The organism is Limnoglobus roseus (genome assembly GCF_008254045.1).
Taxonomy (GTDB): domain Bacteria; phylum Planctomycetota; class Planctomycetia; order Gemmatales; family Gemmataceae; genus Limnoglobus; species Limnoglobus roseus.
This window is the reverse complement of record NZ_CP042425.1, coordinates 1,136,621-1,152,424: the sequence shown is the minus strand read 5'-3', so window position 1 is coordinate 1,152,424 and position 15,804 is coordinate 1,136,621. Positions and strand designations below refer to the sequence as shown.

Sequence of the window (15,804 nt, the reverse complement as noted above, 5' to 3'; positions counted from 1 at the left end):
GGTATACGGCTCGCGATCGGTGTGGTCACGCACGGTCGTGCAAGTTCCAGAACACGCCGGGCAAAACCTCGTTCCCGGCACCCGGGTTGTAGAACTTTCACGGCACGTCGCCGTTGATGATAACGTCACTTCGAAGCTGTGTTTACAGAAAACAATTCGAGGGGCGGGTCGTAGGGCGTAGGGGAGCCGGTCGGCCGTGCATTTGGCTCAACCCCGTAAATCATCACCGCCGCCTGAACCGATTCAAGTTCGCCAACCTCTCGCGTCGATGCTCCTGGAACTAGGGCGCGAGGCGAACGGCATGACGAACATGATGCGGCGAACGAGGGCATTCGGCTGGCTCGGCACGGGCGTCCTCGCCCTGACCGGCTGTTCGGCCCGCGACGTCTGCCTGCCGAGCGGCTACCTGCCGCGAACGGCGGGGCCGGCCGACCAGGTTTCCGCCGGGGCGCTGGCAATCGTTCCGGCCACCCCAACCGCGGCCCCACCGAAGCCCGGCGAGAAGTCCACGTTCGACCTGCCGCCCGCGCTGCCGGGGGCCGGGGCACCGGCGATCGTGCCGCCGAAGTTCACGCCGACCATGCCCGCGACCGAACGAGATAAGGCCACCCAGCAGGCGTACCCGGCCCTTCAGCCGGTCTCGGCCGCGATCCCGGTCGCCTCCCCGGAGGCGATGACGCTGGCCCAGTTCCAAGAAATCGCCCTTGCGAACAGCCCCGTCATCCGGCGGGCGAAGGCCGACAGCGATGCCGCCTACGGCCAGGTGATCCAGGCGGGTCTCTACCCGAACCCGAACGTCGGCTACCAAGCGGACCAGGTTCAGCCGAGCCTCCGCATCCCGCCGGGCAACACCGGCAGCGGAGCGGGCCAGCAGGGCGGGTTCATCAACCAGCTCATCAAGACGGCGGGTAAGCTGTCACTCAACCAGCAGGTGGCCGGGTTCGACTACATCAACGCGCTCGTGGACGTGCGGAAGGCCGAGATCGCCGTGACGACGGCCGTGCGGTCGGCGTACTTCACCGCCCTCGTCGCGCAGCAGAGTTTGGAAGTGAACAAGTCGCTCGCAGACTTGGCGGACGAGGTGTACCGACTGCAACTCAAACAGGTGGCCGTCGGGCAGGCAGCCGGGTACGAGCCGCTGCAACTATACGCTCAGGCGGTCCAAGCCCGCAACGCACTGGCGCAGGCCGAGGCGACGTACAAGGCTGCGTGGCGGCAGGTGGCCGCCGCCGCCGGGCAGCCGACGTTGCCCCTCGCCCCGCTGTGCGGGCGGGCCGACGTTTCGCCGCCGCCGTTCCTGGAGGGCGGGTTGAAGGACCGCATGTTGGAGCAGCACACCGACCTGCTGTCGGTCCGCAACACGATGGCCCAGGCGCAGACGAACCTCGTACTCCAGAAGCGGATGCCGATCCCCGACCTGCAAACGAGCACGTACCAACAGTACGACAACGCCGCTCAGACGTACCAGTTCGGCGTGCAGATCGGCGTGCAGTTGCCGGTCCACGACCGCAATCAGGGGAACATCCGCTCGGCCCAGGCGAAGATCGCGTCGGCGGGGCAGCAGTTGCGGGCGACCGAAAACGACCTGATCGGCCGACTGGCGGAAGCCTACGGCCGGTACGAGTCGTCCACCCGCATCGTGACCAACTACCGCGACGAGGTACTGCCGAGCCTGTCCCGGGCCTACCGCTCGCTCGTGCGGCGGTATCAGGTGGAGCCGGACAAGGTGAGCTTCAACGACATCGTTGTCGCTCAGCAGAACCTCGGGCAAGCACTCCAGTCGTACCTGCAAGCCCTCGATTCGCAATGGCGGGCGGTGGTCGATCTGGCCAATCTCGGGCAACTCGACGAGTTGTACCCGGCCCCGCCGCCGGAGATCAAGAAGTGACGACCGCAACGCCTGCCTTTCCGGCCTGAAGGGCCGGTTCTGTCAGCCCAGGTCGGAGCAAAGCGCAGGCCTGGGATCGACAATCGCAAGTTTTCGGCCCTGAAGGGGCCGTTCGTTCCTGCCCCCCGGAATGAACAGCCCCTTCAGGGCCGAATTGTTGGGGACGTTCTACCCAGGCCTTCGGCCTGGGCTGACAGAACCGGCCCTTCAGGCCGGAAGAACTTCGATCGGGGATCGTTCTGCCCGCGTCGGGTCGAACCAGCGGTAGACGGCCGGGATCACGAACAGCGTCAGCAGCGTGGACGTGACCAGCCCGCCGATCACCACGGTGGCCAGCGGCTTCTGGACTTCGGCCCCGGCCCCGTGCGACACGGCCATCGGGATGAACCCCAACACCGCCACCAGCGCCGTCATCAGCACCGGCCGCACGCGGATCATCGCTCCCTCCGCGGCGGCGTCTTCCACCGACTTCCCGGCCTTCCGCAACTCGACGACGTAAGTGACCAGCACCACGCCGTTCAGCACCGCCACGCCGAACAGGGCGATGAAACCGACGCCGGCCGAGATGGAGAAGTCCATCCCGCGCGCCCACAGAGCGAAGACCCCGCCGGACGCGGCCATCGGCACGTTCAGGTAGATCAACGCGGCCAGCTTCGACGAGCCGAACGTCGAGTGCAGTAGCACGAAGATCAGCAACAGCGCGACGGGGACCGCGATCGTCAGTCGCTTGGTCGCTTCTTGCAGGTTCTTGAACTGCCCGCCCCAGCCGAGGGCGTACCCGGTCGGCAACTTCACCGATCGGTCCACGGCCCGTTGCGCCTCGGCGACGAACCCGGCCAGGTCCCGACCGCGGACGTTACACGAGACAACAGCCCGGCGGCGGTTCGCGTCGCGGCTAATTTGGGCGGGGCCGTCCTCGAACTTCAACTCCGCGAGTTGGCCGATCGGAATGGGCCGGTCCCGGGCGTCCGGCACCGTGATCCGTCGGAGCTTGTCCAGGTCTTCCCGCACCGCCTCTGGGAAGCGAACCTGGAGCGGGAACCGCCGCTGGCCTTCGAAGACTTGCCCGAGTTCTTTCCCGCCGATGGCGGCCACGGCGTCGAGGACCGCCCGGCCGTTAATGCCGTGCCGGGCGAGCGCGTCACGGCGGAGGATGACGCGGAGGTACGGCAGGCCGCCGGTCTGTTCGACCGAAACGTCGGCCGCGCCAGGCACCTTGCCAACCACGCCGGCCACGTCATCGGCGGTCGCGCGCAGTTGCTCCAGGTCGTCGCCGTAGACGCTGATGCCCACGTCCGACTTCACCCCGGCGATCAGTTCGGCCACTCGTAATTCGATCGGCTGTGAGAAGCTGTAGGCGTTGCCGGGTGCCTCGTCTTCCAAGGCGTCCTTCATGGCCCGAACGAGGTCGGCCTTGTCCGTGAACCGCCACGCCTCGCGCGGCTTCAGGGCCACCATCACGTCGGTCATGCTCACCATCATCGGGTCGTTGGCGATCTCGGGGCGGCCGGTCTTGCAGTTTACCGACTCGACCTCGGGCATCTTCAGCAGGCACTTCTCGATCTGCGTTGTCATCGCCACCGACGTTTCCAGCGACACGCTTGGCAGCCGGATCGCTTGAATCGCGATCGACCCTTCGTCGAGCTTCGGGATGAACACCGCCCCGAGGCGGGACGCCACCACGACGCTGAGCGCGAACAGGCCGACGGCGGCGAGCAGCACCGGCCGCGGGCGGGCGACCGCGATGCGCAACAGCGGCCGGTACGCAGCCTTCACCCACCGGACCAGGAACGGTTCGTTTTCCGAAACGCTCCGCAGGAACACCGACGCCAGCACCGGCATCAGTACCAGCGCGAGGAGCAGCGACGTGAGCAGCGCGAAGATGACCGTCAGGGCCATCGGCCGGAACATCTTCCCCTCGACGCCGCGGAGCGACAGGATCGGCAGGTAGACGAGGAGGATGATGCCGACGCCGAAGACGACCGGCCGGGCGACTTCCCGGCAGGCGTCGCGGATCACTTCCAGCGTGGCCTGCCGCTCTTTGTGCTGGTGGCGGTGTTCGGCCACCCGGCGGACGGCGTTCTCGATCAGCACCACGCTGCCGTCGACGATCAGGCCGAAGTCGATCGCGCCGAGGCTCATCAGGTTGCCGCTCAGCCCGGCGTACCACATGCCGACGAACGCCCCGGCCATCGCCAGCGGCACCGCGAGGGCCACGACCAACCCCGCCCGGACGCTGCCGAGGAGAACCAGCAGGACGACGGCCACCAGCACGCCGCCTTCGATCAGGTTCGTTTGCAGGGTGTGGACCGTCCGCTCGACGAGGACGGTGCGGTCGTACACCACGTCGATCTCGACGCCTTCGGGCAGAGTCTTCTTGATCTCCTCCATCTTTTCTTTGCTGCGGCGAACGACCTCGCGGGAGTTCTCGCCGGCCAGCAGCATGACGATGCCAACTACGCCCTCGCCGCGGCCGTCGAGGGTGACGGCCCCCTGCCGCAGCACCGGGGCGAACGTCACGTCCGCGACCTGATGGACGTACACCGGCGTACCGTCGCCGCGGGCCGCGAGGACGACGTTTCGCACGTCATCGAGGGAGCGGATCAAGCCTTCGCCGCGGACGATCCGCTGTTCCTGCGACTTCAAGAGAAGGTAGCCGCCGCCCTCGTTCGCGTTGTTCTGTTGCAGGGCTTCGAACAGCTTGGCGAGCGAGATGTCGAACGTCCGCAGTTTGTCTGGGTCGGGCCGGACTTCGTAGGAGCGCAACTCGCCGCCGTTGGTGTTGACCTCGATGACGCCTGGCACGCCGCGAAGTTGCGGGGCGATCTGCCAGTCGAGAGTTTCCCGCAGTTTCATGAGCGAGTGGTGGTACCCCGATCGGGACCGCACTTCGAACTGGTAAATCTCGCCGAGGCCGGTGGCGATCGGGCCGGGCTTGGGCGGCGGCACGCCGGGCGGGATGTGGTCACGGGCTTCCTGCAACCGCTCGTTGACCTGCTGCCTCGCCCAGAAGATGTCGGTGCCTTCCTCGAAGACGACCGTCACCACCGACAGGCCGAACTGCGACACCGAGCGCACTTCCTCCACCCGCGGCAGACCGCTCATGCTCGCCTCCACCGGCACCGTCACGGCTTGCTCGACTTCGAGCGGCCCGAGGGCGGGGGCGGTCGTCATCACCTGCACTTGGACGTTCGTCACGTCCGGCACGGCGTCCACCGGCAGGCGGCCGGCCGCGAACACCCCGCCGGCAAGGAGCAGTAGCGTGCCCAGGAACACCAGGAAGCGGTTGGCCAGGGCGAAGTCGATCACGGCGGTCAACACGGCGTTACTCCCCCACCATCAGGTCTTTGAGCAACTCGGACTTGAGCGTGAACCCACCGCGGACCACGACCCGGTCGCCGGCCTTCAGCCCCTCGACGATCTCGACGCGATCGCCACTGGTGCGGCCGGGCGTGACGGCCACGCGGCGGAAGGTGTCGGCCGACTGCTGCACGAACACGAACGGCTTGTTCTCGTGGCGGAGGACCGCCGCCGCCGGCACCTGAACGACCGGCGTGTGGTCCCCGGAGTCGATGCCGACTTCCACGAACATCCCCGGCTTGAGGGCGTGGTCGGCGTTCGGGGCCACGGCCGTGAGGGTGAGCGCCCGCGACGCCTTGTCGAGCACGTCGCCGGCGTGCAGCACCTTCGCGGTGCGCTCCGTCCCCGCGTCCAGCGACGGGCGGAAGGCGATCGACTTGCCGGCCGCGTCGCGGGCCAGGTGCAGGTCCGGTTCGAAGACGTCGGCTTGCACCCAGACGTTGGAAAGATCCGCAAGGACGAACAATTGTGACTGCGGGCCGACCCGCTCCGAGAGCACCGCGTGCTTCTCGATCACCGTGCCTGCGAACGGGGCTTTGATCGTCAGGTGGGACGCCGTCGCCCCTTCGGCGACCGGGTCCAGTCGGTCCACGGCGTCCGGCGTCAGGCCGAACAGCAGCAGGCGGACGCGGGCCACGTCGAAGGCCGTCTCGGCGTCCTTCAACTTCAGTTCGGCGAGCCTGACCTGGTTCTTGGCCTGGAAGCGGAATTCTTCGACCAGTGCCGTGTACGCCGACTCGGCCGCCTCCAGTTCGGCCGCCGTTTTGCGAACCGCCATCTCCGAGATGACGCCCGGTGACGTGTTCTTAGCCGCGCCCTCGGCCTTCAGGTGGTTCCGCTTCGTGTACGCCGAGAGCAACTGCGACCGCCAGTCGCCGATCGGCTTGTCCTTCAGTGCCTTGTCGATGGCCGCTGGTGTTGCGTCAGCCGCGAGCAGGTCCAACAGTTCCCCGGCGTTGGCCATCGTCGTTTTCGTGCGAGCGGCGAGTTCGCGCTCGGCGGCGAGCGCGATGCGGGCCTTCAGCAGTTCGACTTTCGCCTGGCTGAACTCGCGGCTTTCGAGGACAGCCAACACGTCGCCGGCCGCGACCGTCTGGCCGAGGCGGGCGGGGGCGTCTCGAACGACGCCCTCCGTCGGCGGGCTGACGTGGGCCACGCGCTCCTCGTCGAGCGTCACTCGCCCGGTCCGCCAGACGCGGCCCGCGAGCGGTTCGGCCGCAACCGCCGCGGTCTCGATGCCCGCCGCCGATTGCTTCTCCGGCGAGAGCGTGACGAGGTCGCTCGGCGGTTCCGACTTGGCGTCGGTCGGCTTCGCGGAAGAACTCGCCGGGGCGAAGACGTCACCGAACTGATGGGCCAGGGCCAACCCGCCCACGAGTCCCGCGGCCAGCAGGACTGCGCTCACCGCCGGCCAAGGCCGACGCGGCGCGGGACGAACCGAATTGACGGGCGCGGCCGTCGTGGTTTCGACAACCATGAGGGTGCCCTCCGTTGGGAGGAATGAGATTGAGGAAGGGGGAACGCAACGCGGTCAGACGTGAGGGGACCGCTTACAGGCGCAAGACACCCGCGACGGCGCGCAGGGCGAAGCAGGACAATGGAGGCGAGAGGGGTGGCGTGAAGCCTTCGGCCGCGAGATGCTCGGGCGGATTGGCGGGCGGGCTAACGGTGGACGGTTCTTCCGGAGTCGGTGCGTCAGCGTCATCGGCGGTGAGGTCGCATTCCGACCCGGCGACGCACGGGCACGCGGTGACACTCGGCGAAGGCGTGACGTCCCGCGGCACCGCCCCGTCGGGCAGTTCGTACCCGAACAGGATCAGGTGGCGGTGGCTTTCGCCCGGTTCGTCGCGGTGTTCGGGGGCGAGGGGACAGGCGGCGTTCCAGCCGAAGCCGTGAACGTGCGGTTGACCACCGGCCGCGTGGGAGTGCGAGATCGTGACGCCGAAGCTCATCACCAGCATCCCGATGGCGAGCACGGCGTTGATAGACCGTCGGTAGTAGTGGCCGAGGAGTCTCACAAGGTGTCACTCTACACGGCCCGCGGTGGGCCTACAAGTCGCGAATCAATGCCGGTCAATCGGCGGCGAGGTGCTGACCCGGTTCGGCGGCCGAGCGGCGCATCAGGTACGCGAGCGGGACCAACAGCGCGGCGACCACCGCGAAGAACCAGAACACGTCGAAGTACGACAGCGATAGGGCTTGCTGCTGCCGCAGGTTGTCCAACAGTTGGTAAGCCATCTGGTTCGACCCCACCGGGTCGCCGGTCTGCTGGAAGAAGTACGGCTGGGCCGATTGCTGCCAGGTGTTCACGGCCGGGTTGAGCGGATCGAGCCACTCGCCGAGCCGCAGGCTGTGGAACTGCTCCCGCCGTTCTCGCAAGGTTTGCGCGACCGATGTGCCGACGCTGCCGCCCTCGTTGCGCAGCAGGCTGAGCAAGCCCACGGCCGCCCCGCGCAGGGCCGGCGGCGTGTTCTTGTACGCGGCCACGTTCAGCGGTGCGAACAGCACCGACAGGCCGATGATGAACAGCACCCGCGGCCACACCACCTGCGACGGGCTGATGTCCAGGTTCAGGTTCGATAGCCAGTAGTTCCCCGCGGCCATGCACACGAGGCCGATTGCCACCAACCGCCGGGCGTCCACGCCGCGGGCCATGACCGCACCGACGACGGGGATGAGCGCCACCGCGAACACCCCGGCCGGCGACAGAACCAACCCGGACGTGGTCGCGTCGTACCCGAACAGCGATTGCAGCATCCCCGGTAGGCTGGTCGTCTGGCCGTACAGCACGCCGTAGGCGCAGAAGCAGATGAGGCACGCCACGGCGAAGTTCCGCTCCCCGAGAGGGCGGAAGTTAATCAGCGGGGCCGGTGTTCGCATCTCCCAGACGATCAGCCCGACGAGGCCGGCGACGAAGAGCGCCGCCAGCACTTGCACGCGGCCGAACGGGTCGCCGAACCAGTCCCACTCTTGCCCCTTGCTCAGCACGACTTCCCAGCACACCATCGTCGTCGCCAACAGGACAAGGCCGAGGAGGTCGAAACGCCGGCCCTCCCGCCGGAACTTCTCGCGCTCTTCGACCAGGTACGGCGGGTCGGTCACGAACGCCCAGCACGCGACCAGCGCCCCCAAGCCGACCGGGACGTTGATGAGGAACACCCACCGCCACGAGTAGTTGTCCGTCAGCCACCCGCCGAGCGTCGGGCCGATGATCGGGGCGATCAGGGCGGCGAACCCGAAGACGGTCATCGCCAGCCCTTGCTTCTCGGGCGGAAACGTGTCGAGCAGGATGCCCTGCGTGCCGGGCTGCAAGCCGCCGCCGGCCAACCCTTGCAGGATGCGGAAGAGGATCAGTTCTTCGAGGCTGGTGGCGAACCCGCAGAGGGCGGACGCCAGCGTGAACACGGCCACCGAGCCGATGAAATAATTCCGCCGGCCGAGCCGCGTGGCCAGCCACCCGCTCATCGGCAGGATAATCGCGTTGGCCGCGAGGTAGCTGGTGATGACCCACTCGCTGTCGGTCTCGGCCGCGCTCAGGCCGCCGGCGATGTACCGCAGGGCGACGTTCGCGATGGTAGTGTCCAGCACCTCCATGAACGTCGGGATCACGACCGCCAGGGCCACCAGCCAGGGGTTCACGGTCGGCCGCGTGGGGGTCACTTGCCGCCCCCGGCCGGGGTACTCTCGCGGGCCAGTTGTTGCAGCTTCCGCCCGGCGTTCGGCCCGGCAGGGGCTTCCTTGACGTACACGTAGGGCACCACCGAGAGGCCGGCGAAGAGCACGTCTTTGTCCGCGTCGTAGTCCTCAAACTCGATCCGCACGGGCAACCGCTGCACCACCTTCACGAAGTTTCCAGTCGCGTTCTGCGGCGGCAGCAGGGCGAGTGTCGAGCCGGTGCCGTAGGTGAAGCCGGTGATCCGGCCGTTGAACGCCTTCTTCCCGCCGTACACGTCGGTGAAAACCTGCACCCGCTGACCGATGCTCAGGTCGGCGAGTTGTGTCTCCTTGAAGTTCGCGTCCACCCACACTTCCGTGAGCGACCGCACGGCCATGATCGCCTGCCCGACTTGGGCCGTGTTGCCGGGGTTGATGTTCCGTCGCGTGACGACGCCGTCGATCTCGGCAAAGATGTCGCAGTACCGGAGGTTCAGTTCCGCTTGGGCCAGATCGCTCTTGGCTTGCAGCAGTTTCGCCTCGGCCTGCTTGACCTCCGGGGCGTCGGGGACGAGCTTTTCGAGAATCTTGTCGATGTCGCCGTTGGCGTCGAGCTTTTTGAACTTGGCGATCGCCTCGTCCGGCGTGTCGTTGGTGCCGAGCAACGGCAGGCCGAGGCGGGCGAGGCTCTGGGCGAGTTCGCCGAGGGCTTGGCGAACGGCGCTAAACGTCTGCGGCAGGTCGGCCGGAACGGCGGCGAGGTCGGTACCCTCGGCCGGTTTGGGGGTTTGCCCGAGGCCGACGCGGATGCGGGCCACCTGTTCCATCGCCTCGTCCGCTGCGGCGTCGGCCACGCGAACGTTCTGCTGGCGGGTGTCGAGTTCTTCCTGTGAGAGCGAGGTGCCGAGCTTCTTCCCGCGGTCGTAATCGGCCTGCGCCCGCTCGCGGGTGGCGACCCGGCTCTTGTACGTGGCGACGGCCGCCCGCAGACTCGCGATCTGGTTGTGCACCTGCTCGACCGCGTTCTGCGTCTTCCACCGTGCCCCGCGGGCGGACGCCTCGACGGCCCGCGCACTGGCCCGGGCCGCCGTTAGGTCTGCTTCCGCCGCCGTGACCGTGGCCTTCTTGATCGTCACCTGAACGCGGTACGGCTCCTTGTCCAACTCCACGAGGAGGTCGCCCTTCTTGACGCGGACGTTGTCATCGACCAGCACGCGGACGACCTGTCCGTAGACCCGCGGGGCGACGGTCGTGACGTGGCCGTTGATGTAGGCGTCGTCGGTGGACACGGTGCTCATGCTCAGGGCGACGGTCGGCCAAAGCCAGACGCCGGCCGCGGCGAGCACCATCAAGACGCCGACGATCCACGGCCATCGCCCACGGTGGTGAGTCGGTGCCGGCGGCAGAGCTTTCGCCGGTTCCGGCGGTGGGGCCACAGCGGTCGGCGCGGGCGACGATTGTGGTGCGTCCATCGTCCCGTTCTCCTACTTCAGTTCGGGCGGAGACATCAACAGGTCGTCGTTTCAGAGTTTTCGCCGGAGGTGGTTACCGACGAGAGAGGAGTTGCCTTTCAGGTATAGTGCCGAACCGCACGAGCGGCAGGAGCGGCAATCCGTCGGTCTCCGCTCGCCGCGTGGCGATCGTCCACCTGCACGTTGCGGGGCTGCAGTTTTGAGAGGTCATCATGGCCGGCGGGGGACGACGGCAACCTGACCCGCGACCGTCTCGGAGAGGTGGTCGCGATCGTCTTCCATTTCCTGTGAACGCCGGGTCGAGTGCGGAGCGCCGTTGGCAGAGAAGCGGTCTAAGAGCTAGCGGACAAAACCCTACAACGGCGGTGTCGCTTGGGGGCACCGCCATGCGGTTACAGTCGATTGCCCGCCGCCGACCCGACGAGGTGTGGGCGGCCTTCGAGCCGGTGCTGCCGCCGGTCGTGTGGAAGGGCGAGGGGCGGCCGCCGGCCAGCAACCATGCGTGCCTCCACGGTCTGCTGTACGTCCTCGTCACGGGCATCGGGTGGGAGTACGTGCCGCCGCGCTTCCCGTCGGGCAAGACCATCCGCCGCCGGCGGGAGGTCTGGTTGACCGCCGACGCCTTCCGGGAGGCGTGGCGGCGGTCGGCCGAGCGGTACGAGGCCCTGCGGGGCGTCAACGGGGACCAGATCCTCATCGACGGCTCGAAGAAGCCGTCAAAAAAGGGGGCGCCGCCACCGGCCGCAGCCCCGTCGATCGTGGCAAGTGCGGGACCGCCGTCCCCATCGCCACCGACCGGCACGGGGTCGTCCTCGGGGCCGTCGTGACCGGGGCGAACGCCAACGACGGGGTGCAGACGCGGGACGTACTCGACGCCATGGTCATCCACCCGCCGCCGGCCGACCGGCCGAACCCGGACCCCGACCCGCGGGACCGGCCGCGGGTGCGGGGCGACGGCGGGTACGGCAACGGGCCGAGCCGGGAGCGGGCGCGGCGAGCCGGCTTCCGCCTCGTGGCCCCGTGGCAGGGCCGACCCCGCCGGCCGGGCGTCGGCCGCATCCGCTCCGGCGTCGAGCGAGGGCATGCGTTCCTGTCCCCGTTCGGCCGGGTGGCGCGGCGGCTCGACCGATGTAGTCGGAGCTACCCGGCGTGGGTCCAGATGGCAGCGACCCTCGTCATGATCCGGACGGGTTTTGTCCGCTAGCTCTAATTCTCGATCTTCGGAGGGGCGGTCGGCGATTCGCCGGAATCTGTTGAGAAGGGGCCGGTCCCGGACGCCACGAAGGAACTCGTCCGCCGCCTGGTCCGGGTGCGGATGGCGTTGCGGGCCATGGCCCGGTCCTTCGGTGTGCCCCGCGCGTGGCAGCAAGCGTTCGTCAACCGGCGGTACCGGGAGGGCACGCCGCTCGATCCCGGGCCGTTGGAAAAAGTCGGGCGACCTGATTGTCGAGGCCGACGCGCTCCGGAGCTTTGTGCAGAATAAGCGGGACTTGTGGATCTGGTCGCCCTCGGCGCGGAGACCCGGCAGTTGGTGGCGATGGTCGCCGGGGACTGCTCTGAGGGGACCACCCGGTGCCGGTGGGGCGCCCTTCCGGACGAGTACCAGGCCGGGGCGATCCTGTGCACGGACTTCTGGTCCGCGTACCTCGCCGCCGTACCACCGGAGCGGCACTCGGCCGGCGGGAAGAGGGGCGGACCAACCCCGTCGGACGAACCGGGCGCACCGTCCGCCAACGGTGCGCCCGGTTCGTCCGAAAGACGCTGTCGTTCTCTCGAAGTGCGTCTGGAACCACATCGGGGCACTCTGGTACTTCATCCGCTACTACACCGCATCCCTACAGTAAGGCCACTACCGGAATCTCGACCACGGCACATCGACTTCAACTCTGGTCGTTGTATCTTTCATGGTGCGGCGTCAACGGGATGGCGGTCCCGATCAATTCAGCAAGTAATTAGCCAAAAAATGCAGTCCGATCGGTGTGGCTAAATCGTGGCATGGTAGGCGAAGCCCAGTAGTCCCGTTCGTGACACTGTGAGCGGTCGGCCTGATGTGGAGATCAGTCCGGCACTTCGCGAGGCCGAATCGGCCTGAACGCAACGCCCGAGCGACGACACTGTCCGAACTGTCCGAACTGCCCTGAGACAGGAGTCTGCCGCTACTGACTGATTCGTTGTGCCCGTTCAAGTCATAGACAATCAGGCCCAAATGCGGAGGTTCACCATCGTCGGTGAGGCTCAATGAGGCAGGCCGAGGGCGGCCTCGAAATCTTGCATTTCTGCATCTCCACACCGCCGCACTGCGGGCAGCACCGAACCGTTCGATGAACTGCACCAAGAGGTAAATGACATGGACGACGCGACTCTCCCACCCGCTGGCACTCCCGGCACCGACCTCGACCCGATCAGCTGCTGAAGCCCCCCACGCCCGGCCGCGGTGGGATGCTCTCCCTGCAACAGAACCAACTCCGCAACCTGCTCGACACCTCCGGCATCTGGCAGTTCCAACTCGATCCGAAAGAGGAGGGAGAGGCGAAGGGTTGGGCTCAGGCACTTCCCGCGCCTCGGCTCATCCCCGTGCCGTGTAGCTGGAACGACTTGTTCGATGACGCCCGGGACTACCTCGGCCTCGCGTGGTACCGGCACGAGGTGTTCGTCCCGTCGGGCTGGCGGAGCCAGCGCGTGTTCCTCCGCATCGGCTCGGCCAACTACGCCGCCAAGGTGTGGGTCAACGGGGCAGTCGTCGCCGAGCACTCCGGCGGGCACCAGCCGTTCGTCGCCGACGTTTCCGACCGGCTGGTGTGGGACCGGAAGAACGTCATCGCCATCACGGTCGAGAACAAGCAACTCTTGGATCGCGTCCCTCCCGGCCCCGGCCCGGGTGGCGGCGAGGTGGCCGGCGTTCTCGGCGGATTCCCGCTGACGAAGTACGACTTCTTCCCCTACGCGGGGCTGCACCGGCCGGTGGTACTCTTCTCGGTCCCGGCCGCGGGGCACATCGACGACGTCACCGTCGTCACGACGATCGACGGCAAGGACGGCGTTGTCAAAGTCGTGGTGGCGGCCGGCGACTACCCCGGCACGGGAAAGGTGAGCCTGAACGGGGTCGATGCCGACCTGACGTTCCGCGTCGGCATCGCCGAGGCCGCCGTGCGGGTGCCCGCGGCCCGCTTCTGGGGGCCGCGGGCACCCGCACCTCTACCCGCTGACGGTTACCCTCACCGACGGCGGGAAGGTGACCGACTCCTACACCCTCGACGTCGGCATCCGCACCGTCGCGGTCTGAGGCGACCAACTGCTGCTCAACGGTGAGCCGATCAAGCTGACGGGGTTCGGGAAGCACGAGGACTTCCCGCTCAGCGGCCGCGGGCAGAACCTGCCGATGTGGGTCCGGGACCACGAACTGCTCAAGTGGGTGGGGGCCAGCCGTCTCGTGGTCGATGTGATTGTGGATCGCACGGAAGAGCAGTCCGACCGGTGCCGTTCGCGTCGAGTCCGGGACGATCAGCAGCACCCGTTTGCCCACGAGGGCAAGCGGGCCAGAGCCCGCCCCACGATGTCACTCACTTGGTTCTCGCTCGGGTGACGGACACCTGGGCCGTCGGGCGAGTTCACCGGTCGTGTGAAGGGTGGTTGGGTCATTACCCTCGCCTTGGTACCGATACGGTATGAGCACTGGCTTTCGGTCTGGTGCGATAAGGCGTGGGTCGGAAGCGGCGGGAAATCGACAGGGTTCCACCGGGTGGGGCAGGCACTGACTGCCACTGCTGGCCAGAAGAGAGCCGGCGATGGGATGGCAAAAACCGCCACTGCTGGCCAGAAGAGAGCCGGCGATGGGATGGCAAAATTGATGTGCTGAAATTTATGAATCACAGGCCAAAAAGTACGATACAAGAGAAAATCTATGGTGGTGAAACTTGCTTCTTTCCTTGCCCAGGCAAGGGCATGCGAACGCCGCGACGACTGCAAGACGACCGTCTTCGCGGGCCGAGTCTTGCCCGAAGGAATGGCTGTGTTTTACCCACAAGGAGTGCTGATATGAAAAGGCGACAAATTCTGCTCAGCTTCGCACTGGTCGTGACAGCTGGCGCATCCTCCCCGGCAGCCGGGCGAGCCGACGACGCCGCGCTGGAAACCGAGGTGCGGAAGCGGGCCGCGGTGGTGGAGGAGAAGCTGATCGCCTGGCGGCGGGACATCCACGAACACCCGGAACTCGGCGACCAGGAATCCCGCACCCCGAAACTCATCGCCGAGCACCTGAAGTCCCTGAAGATGGAGGTCCGCACGAAGGTGGCCCGGACCGGCGTCGTCGGCCTCTTGAAAGGCGGTAAGCCTGGGCCGACCATCGCGCTCCGGGCCGACATGGACGCCCTTCCGGTCCAGGAGCCGCCCGGGCTCCCGTTCGCCTCGAAAGCGCGGGCACTCTATTTCGGCAGGGAGGTGTCTGTCATGCACGCATGCGGGCACGACGCCCATTCGGCCATGCTGATGGCAACCGCGGAGGTGCTCGCGGGGATGCGGGACGACCTCCCCGGCACGGTCGTGTTCATCTTCCAACCCGCCGAGGAGGGGTCGGCATTGTTCCGCCCGAGTGAGGGCCGGAGTTGGGGTGCGAAGCTGATGCTGGAGGAGGGGTTGTTCAAGGAACTGAAGCCGGCCGCCGTGTTCGGCCTGCACGTCATGCCGGGGAAGTCGGGAGAGATCTCCTACCGGACCGGGGCGGCCGCGGCCAGCAGCGATAACCTGGAGATCACTGTCACGGGCAAGCAGGGGCACGGCGGGATGCCGTGGAACACGGTGGACCCGATCACCACGTCGGCCCTCGTCGTCTCCGGCCTTCAGACGGTGGTGAGCCGGAAGGCCAACCTGACCGAGTCGCCGCTGGTCGTCACCGTCGGCACCATTAACGGCGGCACCGGGCCGAACATCGTGCCGGAATCGGTGGCGATGACCGGCACCATCCGGTCGTACGACGAGAAGGCCCGGCAGCAGGCGCACAAGGACATCAAGCTGGCGGCCGAGAAGACCGCCGAGGGGGCGGGTGCCAAGGCCAAGGTGGCGATTTCGCCGATGTACGACGTGACCGTCAACGACGCGGCCCTCGTCGAGCGGATGGCCCCCGTGCTCAAACGGGCCGCGGACGGGAAGGTGGCCAAGGCCCCACTCGCCGGGGCGTCGGAGGACTTTTCGTTCTACGCCAAGGAGGTGCCCGGCCTGTACGTCTTCCTCGGCGTCACGCCGGACGGCCAAGACCCGGCGACGGCGGCCCCCAACCACAACCCGAACTTCTTCGTGGACGAGACGGCGCTGGTCGTGGGCACCCGGACGATGTCCTCACTGGCGGTAAACTTCCTGAATTCCGAGCCGAAGAAGTGACTTCCGCTTCCGCTCAACCCGTGTCGCCAAGAGTACGCGAGTCGCCATAGGCTTGCG

At 67.4% G+C, this 15,804-nt stretch carries 11 protein-coding genes; 6 read left to right on the top strand and 5 right to left on the bottom strand.

Annotated elements, in window-relative coordinates; genetic code table 11:
* Positions 1 to 301: 301 nt before the first annotated feature.
* Positions 302 to 1,888: a TolC family protein gene (locus PX52LOC_RS04620; RefSeq protein ID WP_168218801.1), complete on the top strand. Its 1,587-nt coding sequence runs from the start codon at positions 302 to 304 to the stop codon at positions 1,886 to 1,888.
* A 207-nt stretch (positions 1,889 to 2,095) separates the two neighbouring features.
* Here the strand turns inward: PX52LOC_RS04620 and PX52LOC_RS04615 are convergent, their stop codons facing one another.
* The 5 genes from PX52LOC_RS04615 to PX52LOC_RS04595 all read right to left on the bottom strand — a co-directional run bounded on the left by PX52LOC_RS04615 (position 2,096) and on the right by PX52LOC_RS04595 (position 10,374).
* Entirely contained in the window at positions 2,096 to 5,209 is a 3,114-nt protein-coding gene (locus PX52LOC_RS04615; RefSeq protein WP_149108990.1) for an efflux RND transporter permease subunit, read from the bottom strand.
* Between the two features lie 4 nt (positions 5,210 to 5,213).
* A complete protein-coding gene (locus PX52LOC_RS04610) occupies positions 5,214 to 6,653 on the bottom strand; it encodes an efflux RND transporter periplasmic adaptor subunit (RefSeq protein WP_168218800.1) in 1,440 nt (479 codons plus the stop codon).
* 145 nt (positions 6,654 to 6,798) lie between these two features.
* Positions 6,799 to 7,266, bottom strand: coding sequence for a hypothetical protein (locus PX52LOC_RS04605; RefSeq protein WP_149108988.1), 468 nt, complete (start codon positions 7,264 to 7,266; stop codon positions 6,799 to 6,801).
* A 55-nt stretch (positions 7,267 to 7,321) separates the two neighbouring features.
* On the bottom strand, positions 7,322 to 8,908 hold the full coding sequence (locus PX52LOC_RS04600) for a DHA2 family efflux MFS transporter permease subunit (RefSeq protein WP_246173653.1): 1,587 nt from the start codon (positions 8,906 to 8,908) through the stop codon (positions 7,322 to 7,324).
* Positions 8,905 to 10,374, bottom strand: a complete 1,470-nt coding sequence (locus PX52LOC_RS04595; protein ID WP_246173652.1) for an HlyD family secretion protein — start codon at positions 10,372 to 10,374, stop codon at positions 8,905 to 8,907. The genes PX52LOC_RS04600 and PX52LOC_RS04595 overlap by 4 nt, the downstream gene beginning before the upstream one ends.
* Before the next feature lie 386 nt (positions 10,375 to 10,760).
* Here PX52LOC_RS04595 and PX52LOC_RS04590 point away from each other — a divergent pair, with 386 nt between their 5' ends.
* The 5 genes from PX52LOC_RS04590 (at position 10,761) to PX52LOC_RS04570 (ending at position 15,747) form a co-directional block, all read left to right on the top strand.
* On the top strand, positions 10,761 to 11,201 hold the full coding sequence (locus PX52LOC_RS04590; RefSeq protein ID WP_168218799.1) for a transposase: 441 nt from the start codon (positions 10,761 to 10,763) through the stop codon (positions 11,199 to 11,201).
* Entirely contained in the window at positions 11,159 to 11,578 is a 420-nt protein-coding gene (locus tag PX52LOC_RS04585; RefSeq protein ID WP_246173809.1) for a transposase, read from the top strand. Before PX52LOC_RS04590 ends, PX52LOC_RS04585 begins: the two co-directional genes overlap by 43 nt.
* Positions 11,579 to 12,813: 1,235 nt before the next feature.
* Entirely contained in the window at positions 12,814 to 13,683 is an 870-nt protein-coding gene (locus tag PX52LOC_RS44400; protein WP_149108985.1) for a sugar-binding domain-containing protein, read from the top strand.
* Entirely contained in the window at positions 13,667 to 13,957 is a 291-nt protein-coding gene (locus PX52LOC_RS43695) for a glycoside hydrolase family 2 TIM barrel-domain containing protein (protein ID WP_218575416.1), read from the top strand. Before PX52LOC_RS44400 ends, PX52LOC_RS43695 begins: the two co-directional genes overlap by 17 nt.
* A 452-nt stretch (positions 13,958 to 14,409) precedes the next feature.
* On the top strand, positions 14,410 to 15,747 hold the full coding sequence (locus PX52LOC_RS04570) for an amidohydrolase (protein ID WP_149108984.1): 1,338 nt from the start codon (positions 14,410 to 14,412) through the stop codon (positions 15,745 to 15,747).
* Positions 15,748 to 15,804: the final 57 nt, after the last annotated feature.

Bases quoted from the DNA above. Each gene is read 5' to 3' on its own strand.
- PX52LOC_RS44400 (WP_149108985.1), top strand. From the start codon at position 12,814: ATGCTCTCCCTGCAACAGAACCAACTCCGCAACCTGCTCGACACCTCC.
- PX52LOC_RS04595 (WP_246173652.1), bottom strand. From the start codon at position 10,374: ATGGACGCACCACAATCGTCGCCCGCGCCGACCGCTGTGGCCCCACCG.
- PX52LOC_RS04620 (WP_168218801.1), top strand. From the start codon at position 302: ATGACGAACATGATGCGGCGAACGAGGGCATTCGGCTGGCTCGGCACG.
- PX52LOC_RS04590 (WP_168218799.1), top strand. From the start codon at position 10,761: ATGCGGTTACAGTCGATTGCCCGCCGCCGACCCGACGAGGTGTGGGCG.
- PX52LOC_RS04570 (WP_149108984.1), top strand. From the start codon at position 14,410: ATGAAAAGGCGACAAATTCTGCTCAGCTTCGCACTGGTCGTGACAGCT.